The 19666-nt window shown below is 33.9% G+C and carries 22 protein-coding genes; 12 read left to right on the plus strand and 10 right to left on the minus strand.

What is annotated here, in order from left to right; all coding sequences use genetic code 11:
- Positions 1-628 precede the first annotated feature (628 nt).
- The 3 genes from G7034_RS07680 (at position 629) to G7034_RS07690 (ending at position 3590) form a co-directional block, all read left to right on the plus strand.
- Positions 629-895, plus strand: a complete 267-nt coding sequence (locus G7034_RS07680) for a hypothetical protein (protein WP_166400385.1) — start codon at positions 629-631, stop codon at positions 893-895.
- A gap of 220 nt (positions 896-1115) precedes the next feature.
- Positions 1116-3218 carry a peptide MFS transporter gene (locus G7034_RS07685; RefSeq protein WP_166400386.1) on the plus strand — a complete coding sequence of 701 codons (2103 nt, stop codon included), beginning with the start codon at positions 1116-1118 and terminating at the stop codon, positions 3216-3218.
- Between the two features lie 24 nt (positions 3219-3242).
- On the plus strand, positions 3243-3590 hold the full coding sequence (locus G7034_RS07690) for a hypothetical protein (protein WP_166400387.1): 348 nt from the start codon (positions 3243-3245) through the stop codon (positions 3588-3590).
- Positions 3591-3794: 204 nt separating this feature from the next.
- On the opposite strand, the gene G7034_RS07695 is transcribed toward G7034_RS07690, so the two are convergent.
- Positions 3795-4211, minus strand: a complete 417-nt coding sequence (locus G7034_RS07695) for a thioredoxin family protein (RefSeq protein WP_166400388.1) — start codon at positions 4209-4211, stop codon at positions 3795-3797.
- Between the two features lie 370 nt (positions 4212-4581).
- Entirely contained in the window at positions 4582-4779 is a 198-nt protein-coding gene (locus tag G7034_RS07700) for a hypothetical protein (protein ID WP_166400389.1), read from the minus strand.
- A gap of 275 nt (positions 4780-5054) precedes the next feature.
- On the opposite strand from G7034_RS07700, the gene G7034_RS07705 reads away from it, so the two are divergent.
- From G7034_RS07705 to G7034_RS07730, 6 genes are all read left to right on the plus strand, one after another.
- Entirely contained in the window at positions 5055-5807 is a 753-nt protein-coding gene (locus tag G7034_RS07705; protein ID WP_166400390.1) for an enoyl-CoA hydratase/isomerase family protein, read from the plus strand.
- 2 nt (positions 5808-5809) lie between these two features.
- Entirely contained in the window at positions 5810-6406 is a 597-nt protein-coding gene (locus G7034_RS07710) for an acyltransferase (RefSeq protein WP_166400391.1), read from the plus strand.
- A gap of 56 nt (positions 6407-6462) precedes the next feature.
- Entirely contained in the window at positions 6463-7800 is a 1338-nt protein-coding gene (locus G7034_RS07715) for a dihydrolipoamide acetyltransferase family protein (RefSeq protein ID WP_166400392.1), read from the plus strand.
- Between the two features lie 73 nt (positions 7801-7873).
- The gene (locus G7034_RS07720; protein WP_166400393.1) at positions 7874-8257 is read left to right on the plus strand and encodes a GxxExxY protein; all 384 of its coding nucleotides are present in this window, start codon (positions 7874-7876) and stop codon (positions 8255-8257) included.
- A gap of 222 nt (positions 8258-8479) precedes the next feature.
- Complete coding sequence (locus G7034_RS07725) at positions 8480-10534, plus strand: alpha-ketoacid dehydrogenase subunit alpha/beta (RefSeq protein WP_187349884.1); 2055 nt, start codon at positions 8480-8482, stop codon at positions 10532-10534.
- A 4-nt stretch (positions 10535-10538) separates the two neighbouring features.
- On the plus strand, positions 10539-11015 hold the full coding sequence (locus G7034_RS07730) for a hypothetical protein (protein ID WP_166400394.1): 477 nt from the start codon (positions 10539-10541) through the stop codon (positions 11013-11015).
- Positions 11016-11081: 66 nt separating this feature from the next.
- Here the strand turns inward: G7034_RS07730 and G7034_RS07735 are convergent, their stop codons facing one another.
- From G7034_RS07735 to G7034_RS07750, 4 genes are all read right to left on the minus strand, one after another.
- Complete coding sequence (locus G7034_RS07735) at positions 11082-11597, minus strand: hypothetical protein (protein ID WP_166400395.1); 516 nt, start codon at positions 11595-11597, stop codon at positions 11082-11084.
- Positions 11598-11675: 78 nt separating this feature from the next.
- Positions 11676-12092 (minus strand): type II 3-dehydroquinate dehydratase, encoded by a 417-nt coding sequence (gene aroQ / locus G7034_RS07740; RefSeq protein ID WP_166400396.1) that lies wholly within the window; start codon positions 12090-12092, stop codon positions 11676-11678.
- A 4-nt stretch (positions 12093-12096) separates the two neighbouring features.
- Positions 12097-12720: a hypothetical protein gene (locus tag G7034_RS07745; RefSeq protein WP_166400397.1), complete on the minus strand. Its 624-nt coding sequence runs from the start codon at positions 12718-12720 to the stop codon at positions 12097-12099.
- 4 nt (positions 12721-12724) lie between these two features.
- Positions 12725-12874 carry a hypothetical protein gene (locus tag G7034_RS07750; protein WP_166400398.1) on the minus strand — a complete coding sequence of 50 codons (150 nt, stop codon included), beginning with the start codon at positions 12872-12874 and terminating at the stop codon, positions 12725-12727.
- Positions 12875-13022: 148 nt separating this feature from the next.
- Between G7034_RS07750 and xerA the strand changes: the two genes are divergently transcribed.
- A complete protein-coding gene (gene xerA / locus G7034_RS07755) occupies positions 13023-13925 on the plus strand; it encodes a site-specific tyrosine recombinase/integron integrase (RefSeq protein WP_166400399.1) in 903 nt (300 codons plus the stop codon).
- Here xerA and G7034_RS07760 read toward each other — a convergent pair.
- Genes G7034_RS07760 through nadE form a run of 4 tightly spaced genes read right to left on the minus strand, consistent with a single transcriptional unit; the run spans position 13922 to position 15936 of the window.
- On the minus strand, positions 13922-14206 hold the full coding sequence (locus G7034_RS07760) for a TIGR03643 family protein (protein WP_166400400.1): 285 nt from the start codon (positions 14204-14206) through the stop codon (positions 13922-13924). The genes xerA and G7034_RS07760 overlap by 4 nt on opposite strands.
- Positions 14203-14793 carry an alpha-ketoglutarate-dependent dioxygenase AlkB family protein gene (locus tag G7034_RS07765; RefSeq protein ID WP_166400401.1) on the minus strand — a complete coding sequence of 197 codons (591 nt, stop codon included), beginning with the start codon at positions 14791-14793 and terminating at the stop codon, positions 14203-14205. Before G7034_RS07765 ends, G7034_RS07760 begins: the two co-directional genes overlap by 4 nt.
- Complete coding sequence (locus G7034_RS07770) at positions 14790-15146, minus strand: DoxX family protein (protein ID WP_166400402.1); 357 nt, start codon at positions 15144-15146, stop codon at positions 14790-14792. The genes G7034_RS07765 and G7034_RS07770 overlap by 4 nt, the downstream gene beginning before the upstream one ends.
- A 1-nt stretch (position 15147) precedes the next feature.
- Positions 15148-15936, minus strand: coding sequence for an NAD(+) synthase (gene nadE, locus G7034_RS07775; RefSeq protein WP_166400403.1), 789 nt, complete (start codon positions 15934-15936; stop codon positions 15148-15150).
- Between the two features lie 152 nt (positions 15937-16088).
- Here nadE and G7034_RS07780 point away from each other — a divergent pair, with 152 nt between their 5' ends.
- The gene (locus tag G7034_RS07780) at positions 16089-18119 is read left to right on the plus strand and encodes a M3 family metallopeptidase (RefSeq protein WP_166400404.1); all 2031 of its coding nucleotides are present in this window, start codon (positions 16089-16091) and stop codon (positions 18117-18119) included.
- Between the two features lie 333 nt (positions 18120-18452).
- The gene (locus tag G7034_RS07785) at positions 18453-19637 is read left to right on the plus strand and encodes an IS110 family transposase (protein WP_166399234.1); all 1185 of its coding nucleotides are present in this window, start codon (positions 18453-18455) and stop codon (positions 19635-19637) included.
- The last annotated feature ends 29 nt before the right edge of the window (positions 19638-19666 follow it).

Here is a 19666-nt window from a genome sequence, read left to right on the forward strand (position 1 = left end):
TCCAAATTTTAACAAAATATACCCATTAAGGGGTATATTTTTAAACTACAACACCTTCTAAATTTGTAGAAAGAAAGCAGCGCAATGAAAACCATCAAAATATACAAAGACAGTGTGTCTATTTGAATTACGCTTTCATCCTTTTTTTGGCCAATAGAAAATCCCACCTAACTAAGTGGGATTTTTTATGTTGTTCATCTTGACTTTTTAAATTTGGGGTACGGAAAAAGGGTGTTTTATGGCGGTAGTTTCAATTGTTTAATGGTATGTGTTGTAATAAATTATACGGATTAAGCTACATAATGGATGAACAACAAAATCAACCCAATATTTGATAGCCTAGAAAAACAATGTATTGAATCGGATATGATGTTAGATTATGCACCTGCATCCGACGACCGATAGAGAGAGGAATGCACGAATACCGATGTTACCAACGGAAGAATTACCGATTCTACTTACATCAATGCTAATGTAGTAGGAGATATTTTTAAAACCTTATTTATGAGTAAAGTTGTGGCAGACACCACGGCTACTCCATTTTTTGTCAAATATGTCTATAATTGGGCTAAATAATTTATTTTAAGCAACAAAATACACTACTTTTGTAGCAACAAAATTTTGTAGAATGGCAAGTATTAAACAATTAAAAAGAGACCTAAATAACGCTATAGGAGAAGTTATTGAAGGGACAATGATTCATCAGATGGTGAATTCAAAAGAAGATAGTTCTAAAACTGATGAACTCATTGATGACAGTATTGCAGCTTTTGACGAGTTAATTTCTAAAATCAACAATAAAGAAGTTGAAAATCGAAAAAAACACTTAAAAAAAGTCAATCAAGATATTGATCAAAAATTAGGCGATTTAGTCGAAAGACTAAATTCACTTTAGTTTATTTCAAGCCTGCTGCAAAGCAGGCTTTTTTATAATTAATGTTTTTTCAGAAAAGTTATACCAAGCCTTCATTCAACTACAACTTTAATCATTTACAGAGGACCTATATTCGAATTATTCTATTCAAGTCAGACAATCTATTTCTTTTATTATGTAATATTTATTTTTTTTGTAGAAATGTTTTATTTTGCAGTCTAATAAAATAGATGCAAAATAGATGAAAACCAACCTTGAACACAAACAGCCTTTCAATTTTTTTGATAAACAAGTACTAGGGCATCCTGCAGGATTATTTGTATTATTTTTTACTGAGATGTGGGAGCGTTTTTCTTATTATGGAATGCGTGCCATTTTAGTATTGTTTTTAGTCAGTTCTTTTGGTCTAGGCGGCTGGGATTGGCCAAGAGAACATGCGTTAGCACTTTATGGTACTTATACAGCATTAGTCTATTTAACCCCAATTTTAGGTGGATATTTAGCCGATAGATACATGGGCTACCAAAAAGCTGTAATAGTAGGTGCTTTAATTATGACTCTTGGTCATGCTTTTATGGCTATAGAAATTGCACACATTTTCATGTATTTAGGTATTGCAGGTCTTATCATTGGAAATGGATTTTTTAAACCGAACATAACCTCAATTATTTCCGAATTATACCAAAAACATCCTGAAAAAAAAGACGGTGCTTTTACTATCTTTTACATGGGTGTAAATGCGGGAGCTTTTCTAGGAATCTTATTATGTGGCTACTTAGGAGAAAAAGTTGGCTGGAGCTATGGTTTTGGCTTAGCTGGAGTGTTTATGCTGTTTGGTATGCTTCAATTTTATTTTGCTAGAAATATTTTTGGTAATGCTGGCAAAAAACCTACTAAAGACGAAGATACTAACGAAGAAGCTCAACAAGCTAAATTAGAATTTGAAGGAGATCGTTTAAATCCATTTAATTTATTGGATAAAATTTTAATCGCCTTATCAGTAGCTTTTGGTTTACTTTGGATTATTAATGACCCTACTTCCAAAATAGGTAATTTCAACTTTTTAGAATTTGGGGGTGTTGATTTGTCTAATCAAACAGCAATAGCAGGATTGGTTAGTTTCTTGTTGGTGTTGATATTGCGAATAGTTCGTTATCCGTCTATCATTCGTGACCGTATGATTGCCATTATTTTCTTTGCTGTTTTCACCGTTTGTTTCTGGGCTGCTTTTGAACAAGCTGGCGGTTCCATGACCATCTTTGCAAAAGATTATACCAATCGTGTGATGTCTGGAGGCTGGGCAACTGCTTTTTTAATTGCCAACATTTTAATTACCACTGTTCCTGTAGCCATCATTACTTGGGTACTTATTTTACTTTTTAAGCAAACCTTTAAAAATTACCCCATAGCCAATATTACCCTAGGATTAAGTTTTGTTATTATTTGGGGATTAGTAGTTTGGATGATTAATCGTGATTTAAACTCTTCGGCTTATATTGCTCATTATGAAGTAGTAGAAAAAGCTGTTGTTGACGAACAAGGCCAGCCTGTTTTAGACGAAGAAGGAAATCCAGAAATAGAAGTTATTCCAATCACGGAAGACTATAACTTAGTTGCTTCTGATGAAGTAGTAAAACGCGAAGTAACGATAATAGAACCTATTGAATTTAGCATTGGCGATCAAATGAAAGTGATTGATGTAGATAAAAAAGGAAATTATATTTACTTGAACGAATCCACCGAACAAACAATTCGCGAAGCCACTCCAGAAGGAGAAAGCACTGGAATTGTCAATGCAGAAATTAAAGAAATTAAAGAAAATGAAATTGAAATTCCAGCCACTTGGTTTTTAATTCTGAATTCCTTGTTCATTATCATGTTTGCGCCATTATTTTCTAAATGGTGGGAAAGTAAACGCAACCCTTCAGGAGCAATGAAATACGGAATGGGCCTTATCTTACTCGGTTTAGGTTTTGGGGCGTTAGCTTTTGGTTCACTTGGAATTGAACAAGGGGCTAAAGTAGCTTCCGTAAGTATCATCTGGCTTGTCTTAGCTTATTTGTTTCATACTTTAGGAGAATTATGCTTATCACCTGTAGCTTTATCCTACATTAGTAAATTAGTTCCTGGAAGAATGATTGCTATGATGTTTGGAGTTTGGTACATTGCTATTGCTATTGGAAACAAAATTGCAGGAACCATGGGTGGGAAAATTGATGAAATTACGGAAGAATATTCCATGACGACTTTCTTCTTAATTTTTACTTTAGTCCCCGCAGGAATTGGCTTTTTAGCCATTATACTTAATCCCTTACTGAAGAAATTAATGCACGGAGTGAGGTAAAATTAATGTTTAAATAGAAAGTAGATGAGTAATAATCAATATAATCTTTTTAACGATTTGCCAGAAGAAGAAAAAACAGGTAAAAAGACTAAAGAGGATAAAAATGAGAATTTTAATGAAGAAAAGGTGTTAAGAAATTATTCTAAAAATCTAACTACGTTAAAATTAAGTAAGCAGGACAATAACAAAGAAAGCAAACAGAAAAAATTAATTAAATCAAGATTAGAAAAAATTGAAAAAACCAAGTCCTTATTAGAAAAAGACAAGCAGACACTTGAAAAAATTAAGCAATTGTATCATGAAAAGCTATCTAAAGAACTCGAAGAATCTAGCAAGATAACATTAGAATTCTTGGGATTGGTAGTTAATTAAAAGTGCATAATAAACTTTATACCAGTTATTATTTGAAATTGCTGTAAAAGAAAATAGCCGGTCCCTACCGTTTCGGGAAAGATTTTTTTCTTTATGTAAATTAGAAAAATCAAGCATAGCCATAGCTATGGTTTCTTTTTATAATGAAACAGAAAGGGAAAAAGGGCGTTTTATTGCGGTAATTTCAATTGATAAATGGTATTACTACATTTTCTTTAAAGCTTTAATAGCTAAACGTTTCAATTTTCTTGCATTTTTATAGCCTTTTGCTTTAAGGATGACCTCTCCTTCTGAATTTAAAAAAACTAAATTGGGATAGGATTTTACTTTGAACTTTTTAGCTAATTCAATTCCCTCTCCCTTTTCTACATTGATTTTTTTGTTGATAAAGTTGGCATTGAAAAAACTAGCAATTTTAGGATCTGTGAAAACTTCCTTAGACATCTTTCGGCAGGGACCACACCAAACAGCATAGAAATCAATAAAAATTGGACGATTAACCTCTTCAGCAAAACTTAATGTACGTTCAAAATCAGCGCTGTAAAAAAACACTTCTTGATTAGACTGACTCCAACCCAAACCAGAAATTAAGAGACAAAAGATGAAAAGGTGTTTATTCATGAAGGATGTTTAAATAAATTTTAAAATCATTTTGATTGCATCAGTGATTAAAAATAAAAAAACTCTAAGGCTATTAGATGTTTTTTTAAAAATTAATAATGATTCAAAAAACACAATAAAAGTCGCTATTCTTTGAAATGTATTTTTATCATTCGTATAAAGATTCAACAATTGTTTGCAGCCTAGTAACCGAGTGTTGTATTAATTAATTTTTCCTATCAATTTTTTTCTATTTTCATAAATATAAATCAATATGTTAACTAGGATTAAATAAATCATGGCAATTTTAATACCAACTATTAAAAATATAGGTATTGTTGGTAATATGAAAATTAATCTTCTTTCTGTTTTCTTCATAAAATAAAAATTATTACCGCCATTCTGCACCTCCATTTGTTTCACCACCATCACTCTCTACTAAAAACATGCAAACACCACTTATTGCTATAGATCCGACAACTGGAGCAAAAAAACCAGCAGCTACAGCAATTGTACCACACGCTACTTCATTAAAACAAGGACCACCCCCTTGCAAATCTTCCATTTGCGTTAATTCTAAATTCTTCATAAAAATAATATTTTAAGTTAATACCAAGCAAGTTTTCATAAAAGATTTTTGTGGGCTAAACAAACTAAAAAACCTTTGATGCAGTTAGTTTGATAAGTCTTTTGTTGCTTATTTATAAAAAACTTATGCCGAGTTTACCTAATTAAGTAATTTGTTTTTTTATTAAAATAACATCACTTTTTAATTCATTCTTATTCCTGTCAAAAACTTGTAGTTTAGTCTAACAATCCTTAGTTTTGGGATTTTTCTATATCGATTTAGTAAATTTTATACTTATGACACAAGCCTACGTAAAATCTGAAATTAATAATCAAATAGCGACTATTGAATTTTTTCACCCTGCTCATAACTCCCTGCCAAGTGATATTTTAGCAAAATTGACAACTACGATTACAGAAATTGGTCAAAATGAAGAGGTTTTAGTCATCATTCTAAAATCTGGCGGCGATCGTACTTTTTGTGCGGGAGCAAGCTTCAAAGAGTTAATCAATATTCAGGATGAAGAGACTGGTGAGCAATTTTTCAGCGGTTTTGCTAATGTCATTAATGCCATGCGAAAGTGTCCAAAATTTATCATTGGTCGTGTGCAAGGAAAAGTTGTTGGCGGTGGCGTTGGTTTAGCTTCGGCTATGGATTATTGCATGGCTACTAACTATGCAGCCATTAAGTTAAGCGAATTAAACATTGGTATTGGTCCATTTGTTGTTGGTCCCGCCGTTGAACGTAAATTGGGCGTAAGTGGTATGTCGCAAATTGCTATCGATGCAAATAGCTTTTACGAAGCCGAATGGGCGCGCCAAAAAGGACTTTACGCACAAGTTTTTGAATCGACTGAAGCACTTGATGAAGCGGTTGAAGAATTTGCGCAAAACCTCACGAATTATAATCCTGAAGCCGTGAAACACATGAAACAAATGTTTTGGCGAGGTACTGAAGATTGGGATGAGTTGCTTATGGAAAGAGCTAAAATTAGTGGTAAACTTGTTTTAGGCGAATTTACTAAGGAGAAATTAAAACGTTTTAAATAAAAATGATTTACAGCTTCAAAGGACATATACCTGTTGTCGATGAATCTTCATTTATTCATCCGCAAGCTACCTTAATCGGAAATGTAATTATTGGAAAACATTGCTATGTTGGGCCAAGTGCAGTTATTCGTGGAGATTGGGGCGAGATTATCTTAGAAGATGGAGTTAATGTTCAAGAAAATTGCACCGTACACATGTTTCCTGGAAAAAGTATTACCTTAAAAAAAGGTGCACATGTGGGGCATGGAGCAATTATTCATGGAGCTAACTTAGGTGAAAACTGCTTGATTGGAATGAATGCCGTGATTATGGATGATGCTTCAGTAGGCAAAGAGTCTATAATAGGTGCGTTGAGTTTTGTGAAAGCTGAAATGCAAATTCCAGCGCGTTCTTTAGTGGTAGGTAATCCTGCTAAAATCATTAAGCAAGTCTCCGATGAAATGATGCAGTGGAAAACTGCAGGAACAAAGCTTTATCAGCGATTGCCTGCCGATTGTCAGGAAAGTATGCAGGAAGTGAAACCCTTAAGAGAAATACCAAAAAACCGACCAACACAGGAGGATTTTTATGAAACTCTAAACACATTTCGAAAAAAATAAAGCTAACTTTAAAGTTCATTTAATGGATTAAATTAGCCTAAGGAATTAGATAAAGAATGAGTACAGACACAACAAATAAAATTGAATTTAAGCTCCCTAAAATGGGGGAAAGCATCACCGAAGGAACCATCTTAAACTGGTTGGTACAAGAAGGAGAATCTTTTAATGAAGGAGACACCTTGGTTGAAGTTGGTACGGACAAAGTAGATAACGAAGTTCCTGCACCTTGCTCTGGAAAACTTCTAGAAATCAAATTTCAAGCTAAAGAAAACGTGAAAATTGGTGAAGTAATTGCCGTTTTAGAAGCTTCAACTGAAAAACAAATTCAAAAGAAAAAATCACCTTCTGAAAAACAATCAGATTCAAAAACAAGTTCTTCTCCATCTGCTAAAACTTTTCAACCAAAAACTTCGCCTTCAAAAAATACTAAATTCAGTAACGAATTTACCCAACTTACTAATGACCAAGGAAGACCTAAAGGTGAACAGCGATTTTTTTCACCGTTAGTTGAAAAAATTGCGCAAGAATATCACATTAGCTATGAAGAATTAGCACGAATTCCGGCTACGGGAAACGAGGGTAGGTTAAAGAAATCGGATGTTTTTGATTATATTGATGCGGGACGTCCGTATCAATTTAGCCAGACCATTATTGAAAAAGAAGTTGGTTTTAAAGTGCCTGATCTTAAGTTGGATAAAGGGAAAGGGAAGCTCGTGGAAATGGACAGAATGCGTCAAATGATTGCCGACCACATGGTGTTTTCTAAGCATACTTCGCCACATGTTACTGCTTATGTAGAAGCAGATTTAACAGACTTAGTCAATTGGCGAAACGCTAACAAAGCTTCGTTTTTAGAAAAGACCGGTCAGAAGTTAACCTTTACTCCCTTGTTTATTCAAGCGGTAACTAAAGCCATTCAAGACTTTCCAATGATTAATTCATCCTTAGATGGAAAGAACATCATTGTGAAAGAAGCTATTAATATTGGGATGGCAACGGCGCTACCCTCTGGGAATTTAATTGTGCCTGTAGTAAAAAATGCCGACCAAAAGAATTTAGAAGAATTGGCTGAGGAAGTGAATGCCTTAGCGAAAAAGGCGCGTGATAATCAATTAACTTCTGATGAAACCAAAGGGAGTAGCTTTACTATTTCTAACGTGGGTACCTTTGGAAGTTTAATGGGCACACCAATTATCAATCAGCCAGAAGCGGCTATTTTGGCTACCGGAATTATTAAAAAACGGGCCGAAGTTATGGAGTATAAGGAGGGAGATAAAATTGAAATTCGTCAGATGATGTATCTTTCGCTTTCTTTTGACCATCGAATTGTAGATGGGTTTTTGGCAGGAAGCTTTTTAAGAAGAATTGCAGATTATTTGGAGGAGAAAAGGTGAAAATTGAGATAGATTTAGTTTTGTTTCACGCAGAGAACACAAAGTTTTTCGCAAAGAACACAAAGTATAGGAAATGAATTTAAACGAACTGTCATACCAAATAATTGGGACAGCTATAGATATTCATAAATCTGTAGGCCCTGGGTTGTTGGAGTCAACTTATGAAAATGCCTTAGCTTATGATTTAAGGGAAAAAGGTTTCAAAGTTTTACAACAATTACCAATGCCATTTGTTTATAAAGAAGTTAAAATGGACGTTGGTTATAGAATAGATTTACTTGTAGAAGATACTATTATCATTGAAATTAAATCAGTTGAGAATTTAGCACCAGTTCATTACTCACAACTTTTAACTTACCTTAAATTGTCTGATAAAAAGTTAGGGCTTTTAATGAATTTCAATACAAAAGTTTTAAAATCAGGCATTCATAGAATTGCTAATGGAATAGAAAATTAAAAAGTATGTAGTCAAATGTTTCATGCAAAGAAAACAATGTTTAAATTATGGAATGAGAAGTTAATTTTTTGAGTATTTACAGGATTTGGAGCTAAAAACTCTCTGCGAAACTTTGCGAATTTCTCTGTGCGCTCTGTGTGAAATAGTAATATACTGATTTTGTGAATAAAATCGCCCCTAAATTACGAGATAAAATTGTAAAAAGTATTTAATCAAATACAAATGGACAAAGAAATATATAAAAAAGCATTCAACAACGTGGCCACAGCAAAAGCCATGGCTGAGCTTTACGAACAAAATTTTAAAGTAGTTTCTAAATACGTACACGCCACTTCCAGAGGGCATGAGGTAATTCAAACCGCTGTTGGAATGCAGTTGCTTCCTCAAGATTATGTCTATCCGTATTACAGAGACGATTCAATCTTACTTGCCCTAGGCATGCAACCGAAAGACTTGATGCTTCAGCTATTAGCCAAAAAAGATGATCCTTTTTCTGGCGGAAGAACGTATTATTCGCATCCTAGTTTACGAGATGACGACAAACCGAAAATTCCACATCAAAGTTCAGCCACGGGAATGCAAGCCATTCCAGCTACGGGTGCCGCGATGGGGTTTTGGTACAAAGAAAATAAAGCCACGCCATTCACTTATAATCAAAAGGAGAAACCTGTGGTGGTCTGTTCCTTAGGCGATGCTTCAGTAACCGAAGGAGAAATTGCAGAAGCCCTTCAAATGGCGGCTTTAAAGCAATTGCCTATTATTTATTTAGTACAAGACAATGGTTGGGATATTTCGGCAAACGCCGAAGAAACACGCGCGCAAAACGCTTTTGAATATGCCAAAGGATTTCACGGTTTAGAAGCTATTAGCATTGATGGAACAGACTTCGAAACTTCGTATAAAGCCTTTCAGCAAGTATTGAAAACCGTTCGAGAAGAGCGCAGACCCTTCTTGGTGCATGCTACTTGTCCTTTATTAAATCACCATACTTCGGGAGTTCGAATGGAGTTTTATAGAGACGACTTGGAAGACTCTAAAACAAGAGACCCTTATCCTGTTTTAATTAGGCAGATGTTGAAAAATGGATTTACAAATGATGAAATACAGGCTATGGAAGCGGCGGTAAAAGCCAATGTTGAAAAAGACTATCAGTTAGCTTTACAAGCAGAAGATCCCGCTCCAGAAGATTTGTTTACCCATGATTTTGCACCTACTTCAATTACTGAAGAAAGCGGAACTCGTTCTCCAAAAGGTGCGGAAAAAGTGGTGATGGTAGATTGCGCACTTTTTGCTATTGAAGAATTAATGAAATCTGAACCAGAATGTTTACTTTATGGTCAAGATGTGGGTGGAAGATTAGGCGGAGTTTTTAGGGAAGCTGCTACTTTAGCTCAAAAATTTGGTGATCACCGGGTGTTTAATACACCTATACAAGAAGCTTTTATTGTTGGATCTACCGTTGGTATGTCGGCGGTTGGTTTAAAACCCATTGTTGAAGTTCAGTTTGCTGATTATATCTGGCCAGGACTTAATCAATTGTTTACAGAAGTAAGTAGAAGCTGTTATTTGTCGAATGGAAAATGGCCAGTTTCAATGATTTTAAGAGTACCGATTGGAGCTTATGGAAGCGGTGGGCCTTACCATTCTTCTTCGGTAGAAAGTGTAGTGACTAATATTCGAGGACTAAAAATTGCTTATCCAAGTAATGGAGCCGATTTAAAAGGCTTGATGAAAGCAGCTTATCACGATCCAAATCCGGTAGTGATTTTTGAGCACAAAGGTTTGTATTGGAGTAAAGTTCCTGGAACAAAAGGAGCTACCTCGGTTGAACCTGCCGAAGATTATGTGCTTCCCTTTGGAAAAGCTTGGATATTGAATGAAATATGGCCACAAGAAAATCAAGATACCATGAGCATTATTACTTATGGAATGGGAGTTCATTGGGCAATGAATGCAGCTGAAGAATTAGGTCTAAAAAACCAACTAGAAATTGTAGATTTACGAACTTTACATCCACTTGATGAAGCAACCATAATAGAATCAGTGAAAAAAACAGGAAAGTGTTTGGTGGTGACTGAAGAACCTTCAGACAATTCGTTTGCTAGAGCGCTTTCAGGAAAAATTCAAGAGGAATGTTTCAAGTATTTAGATGGTCCTGTAATGACGATTGGTTCAGAAAATATGCCTGCAATACCACTAAATTCAACATTGGAAGAAACAATGATTCCTTCAACAGCTAAAGTGAAAGAAAAAATACAACAACTTATAAATTGGTAAACAAATGAATGAACAGGCTAATAATTATTCAGAAACTCAGTATAACTACACTTTTGTGTTTTTGTATGTTATTTTTATTGCCTTGACAGGGATGGCTATTTTTGTAGCTATGCTTAATAGAGAAAACTCTGGTTTGGCTATTATGCTTTTAGCTACGCTGCTTTTACTTAGTTTTTTTATGTATATGGTGGGTAAAATGAAAGTTGAAGTAACAGAAAAGGAACTTTTAATAAGTATGGGTTTTAATTTCAATACCAACGAATTTCTTTTACATCAAATTGATGCAAAAAGCCTTCAAATTGAAAAGTTACCTTGGTGGTTTGGGTTTGGAAATAAGCAAGGAAGCGGCAATCGAACTTTATTTAGAATTGGTTTTAGGCCTTGTATTTCGTTTCAACTAAAGCATAACAATGAGCGATACTATGTTTCTTCCTCAAAAACTGAAGCTTTGCTTTCTTCGCTTCAAAAAAAGTTGAATTAAGCAACGACCAATTTAATAATCAAATTGGTAAAATAGGTGAATAGCTGTTTAACTAAAACTTTCTTTTTAGTTTGGTTTTTCAATTTTGGCTTCACTCATTAAAATAGGAAATTTTTTAGTTTTAATCTTAAAATCAACTTTATTGTAGTGTTTAGTTAGATTAACTTTTAGGGTGCCTTGATTGATTTTTTCGTAACCAGTTTGCCCTCTGCAGGCGCAAATCCTTCCGTATATTAAACTTGCCTTTTCAAGATTTTCATTGGTAAGCCTCATTTGGCTTTCTTCTTGACCGATAGAAAAATAAAAGACCTCTCTGTACTCATCATCCATAATTCCTTCCTCCGTCTCTTTTATGTAGGAGATTTTAACGGTATGTGTACTTTCGCTGTTTTCAAGTTTCGGGAAATACCCCATTTGCTCGTCACCAGCCATAAAAACACGTGTATTTTCAATCATTTCGAATGTACATTCACCTCCTTCTGGACAGCCTTCAAAAAGCATCTTGTTTTTATTGATTTCTTTACTTGATTTACAAGCAATAAAAGTTACAATTAGACTTACGCAAATTAGAATTCTTTTCATAGTTTTTTTATTAAATAATTTAAATTGTAAAAGCATTATTGAATTTTTAGATGTTTTTAAAAGCTTGTAAATAAGCGCTTATTCAATAAGGCTTTCTACGGCTAGCTCGTAACTTTTTAAACCAAAACCGGCAATTACTCCTATTGCACTTCGGCTAATATAAGATTTTTTTCTGAAGTCTTCACGCGCATAAATATTTGAAATATGAACTTCAATAACCGGAGTTTCAATGGCTTTTACAGCATCAGCAATAGCAATTGATGTATGCGTGTAAGCAGCAGCATTGAGAATAATTCCATCTACATTGTGGTCTGCTTCTTGAATTTCAGAAATTAATTCTCCTTCTATGTTTGATTGAAAATAAGAAATTTCTACCGACTTATACTTGAACTGAAGCTCTGTAAAATAATCGTTAAAGCTCATCTTTCCATAAATTTCAGGCTCTCTTTTTCCTAAGAGATTTAGGTTTGGGCCATTTATAATGTGAATTTTCATTTATTTAGGTTTTAGGGTATTTCTCGTTTAGTATTCTTGGTATAAAATAGCCTTTTATACAGTTTGGATTTCTAATGGCTATTTGAATATGGTTTTTTTCTTTAAAACCTGCATTCTTATATAATTCATTTCCTTCAAAGAAAACTCCACGTACAGAATCAAATTCGTTTGATTCCTTGTTTTCCTTAATAAATTGATGTACAGTTTCTATAACAGCACAGTCAAGGTGTCTTAATAATAAGTCACCATTTTTTTCAATTGGTTTGTTTTTTGGAATTTCTAAGCCGTGTTTTTTATTAGTTTCTGTTAGAAGTTTATATCCAATTTTTAAAAGTTCTAAATAATTAGAATCTAATAAATCCATACAATAACCCAAATCAATCACCGCGCCAAGTACTGATGGGGTTTCTATTCTTGAAGTGCTTTTTTGTGGATTCTTTTTTATTTCTTTAGCATATTGAAGAGCTCTATCGTAATTGTTTTTCCAAAAATATATTCCATTACCTAACCAATCATAGAGATTTTCGCTAGGTTTTAAATTCTTTAATTTTTGAGAAACTATCTCATCCCTGACTTCTTGGTCACATCCGTGAAAGCCAATAACTAAACCTCTTTTTCTAGAATACATAAGTTTAGCTTGCGTATTGCTTGGTTAACTTACCTTCTTTAGTGTGTATTCCAGTTTTTACTAAAAACTTTTTAGACTCTTTTTTAGAAGCTATAACCTTTTCAGAATATTCCTTGAATGATTTTAATAATTCTTTTTTTTCCTTTTTATTCATAATTCAAGTTTAATATACAAAGATAATTAATTTTTTAAGTATCTAATTTTTATTCATATAGAAGTCGATTTTTGTTTAAGATTTATGCTTTTTTAATAAAGCTTGTTTCATTTTTTTTGAATTATATTTGTTTTTTTAATTCAATTTGATGACTTGGGGGCAGGCTTTAAAGGAATACAGAAATTACTTACAACTTGAAAGAGGCTTAAGTCCTAATTCTATTCAAAATTATTTGTTTGACGTCAAAAAACTTATTGCTTATTTAGAAGAGTTTAATTTAGAAGAATCTCCTCTAAGCATTGATCATAAAACGTTAGAAAGTTTCATCTATTATGTTGCAAAACAAGTAAATAAGCGTTCTCAAGCTCGAATTATTTCAGGATTAAAAAGCTTTTTTTCTTATTTGGTTTTTGAAGATTTGCGTCAAAACCATCCGCTTAGCTTAATTGAAAGTCCTAAGTTAGACAAGAAACTTCCCGATACTTTAAGCACTACAGAAATAGATTTACTTATTGCGGCTATTGATTTATCTCACCCACAAGGCCACAGAAATAAAGCTATTATTGAATTGCTTTACGGTTGTGGTTTGCGCGTAAGTGAACTTATTGAATTGCGTATTTCTGATTTATTCTTTAAAGAGTCTTTTATCCGCGTGGAAGGAAAAGGGCAAAAACAACGCTTAATTCCTATTGGCAATTACACTATCAAACAGGTCAATATCTATAAAAATGAAGTTAGACCGCATCAACCTATTAATGAACAATTTTCTGATATACTATTTTTAAATCGAAGAGGAAAACAGCTTACAAGAGCCATGATTTTCACCATAGTTAAATCGCTTGTCAAGGAAGCTAACTTAAACAAAAAAATTAGTCCGCATAGTTTTAGGCATTCTTTTGCTACTCATTTACTAGAAAATGGAGCCGACTTGCGTGCTATTCAACAAATGTTAGGACACGAAAGTATAACCACCACAGAAATTTATATGCATTTAGATAGAAGTCACTTAAAAGAAGCTGTTCTTAAATATCACCCTAGAAAAGACGCCTAACGCTTAGAAATTTTATTTCCTGAAATATGTCTTTGGCGGCTACTTCTAAAGTTTTTTACTTCTTCGCCTCTCAATTTACGGTGTTTGGTTTTTCTGCCTTGTACACGTTTACGCCACATTCTAAAACTTGAGCGTTTCATTTCATGTTCCATTATTTTGATTACTTCGGTTTCGGTAACCCCAAACTGAAATTCAATAGCTTCAAACGGAGTGCGATCTTCCCAAGCCATTTCAATAATTCTGTCTAATTCTCTTTCGGTAAATTTCTCTTTATAATTCATTGTATGTTTCTAAAAGTTAAATTAATTCTAGGCGTTATTTTCTTTGCTGTTTTTGGAATTTGATGATGCCAATAATGTTGCGTTTCGCCTTTCATCAAGAGCAAACTTCCATCGGTTAACTCAAGCTCAAATTTTTCTTTTGTGTTGTCTTTTCTTCGCATTTTAAATTTTCGCTTTGTGCCAAAACTAAGCGAAGCAATAACAGGATTTTTACCTAATTCTTTTTCATCATCAGCATGCCAACCATTAGAATCTTGACCAGTTCGGTACAAATTCAATAAACAAGTCGTAAACTTTTCCTTCGAAAACGCCTCAATTTTCTGCTTCATTTCAAGTAATTCATCCGTAAATTGATGAGGATGCATCACGATATTGGAGTAGGAATAAGGCTTGTTGTTTTCAGCATAAAGTGCCGTAAGTCTTGGTTGGTCATAAACCTTTCCAAAAACTTTTATTTGGTCATGTTGCCATTTTATGCTTGAATATAAATAGTCATACAGTTTTTGACTTACGGAAGGAGAATAAAAATCGGGCACAAAAATCAATTCAGCCTTGGGTAAGTTAAAATGTTTTATTTCTAAACTCATATCCAATATACTACTGCCCACCAAATTAACAGAAATTGAAGAGGTATTCTTAAAATTAAAATCCATAAAGGTACGCCTGCCGCATGTTTGCCGCCACGAAGCATGTTGAAGTGAACTAAAAAGAAGACGACCAGCATTGCAACAATTCCAACAATACTAAGATTTCTTGTTTCGGCAAATAGGATACCTACGCCCAAAATAACTTCGGCAATTCCGCTTAAAAGAACCAATGTTTTGTGAGCTGGCAAAAATTGAGGCATGACCTTCAAATAAGGTTTTGGTTTAATAAAATGCATTAGGCCAGCAAACATATACATTACTGCCATCACGTATAAATCCCAGGTTGCTTGCATGTTAATTTTTTAAAATTTCGGGAATGTCACAGACTGGTATAGCTTGCATTTTATGCTGATTAGTAGCATTTAGCTTCTTGTAAATATGCAGGACTTCTTCTTCTCTGTTATTCAATTCATGATTTTGTTTTTGATTAACATAATTCATGGCCCATTCCAATTCATCATACGAAGCGCCAATTTGGTCTTCATCTGTTCTGCTATCGCCAAAAAGCCCGTCGGTAGGAGCGGCATTTAAAATTTCAGGAATAACTTCTAAGTAGGCAGCTAATTCAAAAACTTCAGATTTCATCAAATCGGCAATGGGGCTTAAATCAACTCCGCCATCGCCATATTTAGTGTAAAAACCAACCCCAAAATCTTCTACTTTGTTCCCTGTTCCAGCTACTAAATACCGATGCAAACCAGCAAAATAGTAGAGCGTTGACATTCTTAAGCGCGCCCGTGTATTAGCCAAACTTAAATCAAGATTTTCATGATTATTAGCCGAGGGAAGTGCATTTTTCAATGCTTCAAAAGTTTGAGTTAAATCTACCTTAACATGAGTTACATTGGTAAATTTCTTTTTCAATTCAGCAATGTGTTTTTGAGCCCTGCTTACTTGATCAGGGTGTTGATGTATAGGTATTTCTACACACAAGGTGCGTAAACCTGTTTTTGCGCAAAGTGAAGAGGTTAATGCAGAATCCACACCTCCAGAAACCCCAATCACAAAACCTTCAGTACCACTTGTTGATTGATAGTTTTTTAGCCAATCTACAATATGTTGAATTACTAAATCTGATTTCATAAATGCATATTTGTAACAAAAATAGGAAAGTGATTGAAGTTGTTGAGTTAATTTGCTTAATCTTAGCTTATTTTTTTGCTTTGTCATTGAAATTAAGGAATTTTAAACGCATTGCCCTATTCATTTTTCTACTTTTGCAAAAAAAATAAATTATGCAAAATCCATTGTTAAGTCAGTTCGATTTAGCTCCTTTTTCAAAAATTAAGTCGGAGCATTTTGAACCTGCATTCAGAGAAGCCTTAAGGCAAGCGAAGGAGGAAATTAACAAGATTACTGAAAATACAGCTACACCAAGCTTTGAAAATACCATTGAAGCACTTGAAGCTAGTGGCGAACAATTAAACCGCGTAGCTAGTATTCTTTTTAATTTGAATTCGGCTGAAACTAGCACTGAAATTCAGCAGATTGCTCAACAAGTTTCTCCTTGGTTAAGTGAATTTAGTAACGATTTGATACTAAATGAAACTTTATTTGCACGCGTAAAATCGGTTTACGAAACTAAAGATTCCTTAGCCTTAAGCACTGAACAAGCGAAGTTGTTGGAAGAATCTTACGCCAATTTTTCGCGAAATGGAGCTAATTTACCCAAAGATAAACAAGAGCAACTTAGAGCAATTGACCAAGAATTAGCCAAACTATCTTTACAGTTTGGTGAGCATGTGTTGGCAGAAACAAACAACTTTCAATTAACTGTTTTGGAAGAAAGTAAGTTAGAGGGTCTTCCTGACGACGCAAAAGAAACAGCGGCACAACTTGCAAAAGAAAAAGGGCTAGAAGGCTTTTTGTTTACATTACATTACCCTAGTTATTTGCCTTTTATGAAATACGTGAAAGACCGTGATTTGAGAAAGGAAATGGCACTTGCTTTTGGAAGAAAAGGCTTTCAAGATAATGCAAACAACAATGAAGCAATTGTACTTGAAGTAGCTAATTTAAGATTTAAAAGAGCTCAACTTTTAGGGTACGAAACCCACGCTCATTTCGTTTTAGAACAACGCATGGCTAAAACACCAACCCAGGTTAACAACTTTCTGGAAGACCTGTTGAATAAGGCAAAACCAGCGGCCACTAAAGAATTTGAAGAATTGAGTAATTTTGCCAAAGAGCAAGACCAAATAGACCAACTTCAAAAATGGGATGCCGCTTATTATGCTGAAAAATTAAAGCAAAAAAAGTTTGATTTAAACGAAGAAGAATTAAAACCTTACTTTGAATTATCAAATGTGATTAAAGGTATGTTTACCATTGCCGGTAAGCTTTTTGATTTAAAATTTGAAGAAGTTGATGACATTGACGTGTATCACGAAGAAGTAAAAACCTATCGTGTCACCAATACTGAAGGCAATTTTATTGCTGTTTTTTACGCTGACTTTCATCCTAGACCCGGAAAACGAGATGGGGCTTGGATGACGGTGTATAAAAATCAACAAATAACAGCTGGAGAAAATTCAAGACCACATATTTCAATTGTGTGTAATTTTACTCGACCAACAGCCACCAAGCCTTCATTGCTAACTTTTAATGAAGTAACTACGTTATTTCACGAGTTTGGTCATGCTTTACATGGAATGCTAGCCAATACAACTTATGCTAGCTTATCTGGTACTAGCGTGTATTGGGATTTTGTAGAGTTACCAAGTCAGTTATTAGAAAATTGGTGTTATGAAGAAGAAGCCTTAGCACTTTTTGCTAAGCATTACCAAACCGGTGAAGTAATTCCGATGCATTTAGTAGAAAAAATTAAAGCCTCTTCCAATTTTCAAGAAGGCATGCAAACCTTACGTCAGTTAAGTTTCGGTCGGTTAGATATGACGTGGCATGGCATAGACCCTACTTCAATTACCGATGTAAAAAGTCATGAAATTAACGCATTTAAAGGCACCAAATTTTACCCCGATGTAAGTGAAAATTGCATGAGTACTGCCTTTAGTCATATTTTTCAGGGAGGTTATTCTTCAGGTTATTATTCCTACAAATGGGCTGAAGTTTTAGACGCTGATGCTTTTGCTTACTTTAAGGAAAAAGGAATTTTTAATAAGGAGGTGGCGGCCTCTTTTAAAGCTACGGTTTTAAGTCAAGGAGGTACCATTGCCCCAATGGAATTGTACAAAAAATTTAGAGGACAAGAACCAAAGCCAGAAGCCTTATTGAAACGTGCAGGATTACTACTGGTAGAAGAATAGTAGCAAGTAATACCAGTTATTATTTGGAATTATTGTAAATGAAAAATGGGCGTTTTATTGCGGTAATTTCAATTGATAAAAGTTATTGGGCGTATTACGGGCTCATATCTTTGTATTTTTAAACAGTTAAATCATTAAAGCTAGGGTAGCAAATTGTTTGCGGGCTAGTTACAATCATTGATTGATAATGCTGATAAAGGCAAATCTATCCTAGTCTTTTTCTTAAAGATTCAATAGTACCTAAATACTATAATTTAGTTATAGATATTGTATTACATGAGCAAAGTCTTAGAGAAAAATTTTAATGATTATTACGCAAAAAATACTTTTATTATGAATTTAAAATTTTCAGTAGGTCTTGATGTGTCAAGTAAAAAAGTAGATGCTTGTATAAGCACGATAGACTGTAATCAAAGCGTGAAGGTTAAGTCTTCTTGTAGTGTTTCTAATTCAAAAGCAGGCTTTTTAAAGCTAGTAAAATGGATTGATAAATGGACAAAAAAAGAGTCTATTCCAATAGTTGTTAGCTTAGAAGCTACTGGTGTTTATCACGAAGAACTTGCTTATTATCTAGATGATGCAGGGTATAGAGTTTCTATTATTTTACCAAACAAAGCAAAAAAGTATTTACAATCTATTGGCTTAAAAAGTAAGAATGATAAAATAGACGCTAAAGGTTTGGCACAAATGGGGGCAGAACAAAATTTATCTCAATGGATTAGACCTAAAGATGTTTTTGTAAGCCTAAGGTCTTTAACACGACAGTATCAATCCATTCAGGAATCGATTACGGTAGAAAAGAATAAGCTACATGCAGAAGAACAATCAGCTTTATCAAACAAGCATGTGATTAAGCAAATGAAAAGCCATATACGTTTCTTAGAAAAGCAAAAAACAAAGACAGAAATTGCTATCGAAGAAGTCATAAAAAGTGATGAGGAGCTAAAATTAAAAGTAGAGAATATTTGCACAGTTAGAGGATTATCAATACTTTCTGTAGCTACTGTTATAGCAGAAACAAATGGATTTAATCTGTTTAAAAATTACAAGCAACTAGTGAGTTATTCTGGGTATGATGTTGTAGAAAATCAATCAGGTTCTCATAAAGGCAAGACAAAAATATCGAAAAAGGGAAACTCAAGGATTAGACGAATTTTACACATGCCATCGTTAATAGCAATAGGTTCAGAAGGGACAGTTTTTAAGAACCTTTACCTTAGAGTTTATGAAAGAACAGGCATCAAAATGAAAGGTATTGTCGCTGTTCAAAAAAAATTATTGTTAACAATTTATTACTTGTGGAAAAAAAACGAACCCTTTGATATTAATTATCAAAATAAAGGAAATAAAAATATCCAAGAGGAGGAGAAGGAGCTTTCCTCTCGGTACGCCTCTGAAAGAGGCGAAAAAAATAGCCAAACAAAAAGTTTGGCTATACAAGGTAAACATCCAGTGAGTGATCAAAGTATGCTTCCTCTCGGTAAAATCAAAGATAAAAAAATTATGGTTGAAAATTAAAAAAATGTTTGGATTTAAAGATAGTACCT

The organism is Psychroflexus maritimus (assembly GCF_011089875.1).
GTDB lineage: Bacteria > Bacteroidota > Bacteroidia > Flavobacteriales > Flavobacteriaceae > Psychroflexus > Psychroflexus maritimus.

What these genes read in the sequence shown, in the direction of transcription:
- G7034_RS07680 (WP_166400385.1), top strand. Translation starts at nt 629, where the DNA reads ATGGCAAGTATTAAACAATTAAAAAGAGACCTAAATAACGCTATAGGA.
- G7034_RS07685 (WP_166400386.1), top strand. Translation starts at nt 1,116, where the DNA reads ATGAAAACCAACCTTGAACACAAACAGCCTTTCAATTTTTTTGATAAA.
- G7034_RS07690 (WP_166400387.1), top strand. Translation starts at nt 3,243, where the DNA reads ATGAGTAATAATCAATATAATCTTTTTAACGATTTGCCAGAAGAAGAA.
- G7034_RS07695 (WP_166400388.1), bottom strand. Translation starts at nt 4,211, where the DNA reads ATGAATAAACACCTTTTCATCTTTTGTCTCTTAATTTCTGGTTTGGGT.
- G7034_RS07700 (WP_166400389.1), bottom strand. Translation starts at nt 4,779, where the DNA reads ATGAAGAATTTAGAATTAACGCAAATGGAAGATTTGCAAGGGGGTGGT.
- G7034_RS07705 (WP_166400390.1), top strand. Translation starts at nt 5,055, where the DNA reads ATGACACAAGCCTACGTAAAATCTGAAATTAATAATCAAATAGCGACT.
- G7034_RS07710 (WP_166400391.1), top strand. Translation starts at nt 5,810, where the DNA reads ATGATTTACAGCTTCAAAGGACATATACCTGTTGTCGATGAATCTTCA.
- G7034_RS07715 (WP_166400392.1), top strand. Translation starts at nt 6,463, where the DNA reads ATGAGTACAGACACAACAAATAAAATTGAATTTAAGCTCCCTAAAATG.
- G7034_RS07720 (WP_166400393.1), top strand. Translation starts at nt 7,874, where the DNA reads ATGAATTTAAACGAACTGTCATACCAAATAATTGGGACAGCTATAGAT.
- G7034_RS07725 (WP_187349884.1), top strand. Translation starts at nt 8,480, where the DNA reads ATGGACAAAGAAATATATAAAAAAGCATTCAACAACGTGGCCACAGCA.
- G7034_RS07730 (WP_166400394.1), top strand. Translation starts at nt 10,539, where the DNA reads ATGAATGAACAGGCTAATAATTATTCAGAAACTCAGTATAACTACACT.
- G7034_RS07735 (WP_166400395.1), bottom strand. Translation starts at nt 11,597, where the DNA reads ATGAAAAGAATTCTAATTTGCGTAAGTCTAATTGTAACTTTTATTGCT.
- aroQ (WP_166400396.1), bottom strand. Translation starts at nt 12,092, where the DNA reads ATGAAAATTCACATTATAAATGGCCCAAACCTAAATCTCTTAGGAAAA.
- G7034_RS07745 (WP_166400397.1), bottom strand. Translation starts at nt 12,720, where the DNA reads ATGTATTCTAGAAAAAGAGGTTTAGTTATTGGCTTTCACGGATGTGAC.
- G7034_RS07750 (WP_166400398.1), bottom strand. Translation starts at nt 12,874, where the DNA reads ATGAATAAAAAGGAAAAAAAAGAATTATTAAAATCATTCAAGGAATAT.
- xerA (WP_166400399.1), top strand. Translation starts at nt 13,023, where the DNA reads ATGACTTGGGGGCAGGCTTTAAAGGAATACAGAAATTACTTACAACTT.
- G7034_RS07760 (WP_166400400.1), bottom strand. Translation starts at nt 14,206, where the DNA reads ATGAATTATAAAGAGAAATTTACCGAAAGAGAATTAGACAGAATTATT.
- G7034_RS07765 (WP_166400401.1), bottom strand. Translation starts at nt 14,793, where the DNA reads ATGAGTTTAGAAATAAAACATTTTAACTTACCCAAGGCTGAATTGATT.
- G7034_RS07770 (WP_166400402.1), bottom strand. Translation starts at nt 15,146, where the DNA reads ATGCAAGCAACCTGGGATTTATACGTGATGGCAGTAATGTATATGTTT.
- nadE (WP_166400403.1), bottom strand. Translation starts at nt 15,936, where the DNA reads ATGAAATCAGATTTAGTAATTCAACATATTGTAGATTGGCTAAAAAAC.
- G7034_RS07780 (WP_166400404.1), top strand. Translation starts at nt 16,089, where the DNA reads ATGCAAAATCCATTGTTAAGTCAGTTCGATTTAGCTCCTTTTTCAAAA.
- G7034_RS07785 (WP_166399234.1), top strand. Translation starts at nt 18,453, where the DNA reads ATGAATTTAAAATTTTCAGTAGGTCTTGATGTGTCAAGTAAAAAAGTA.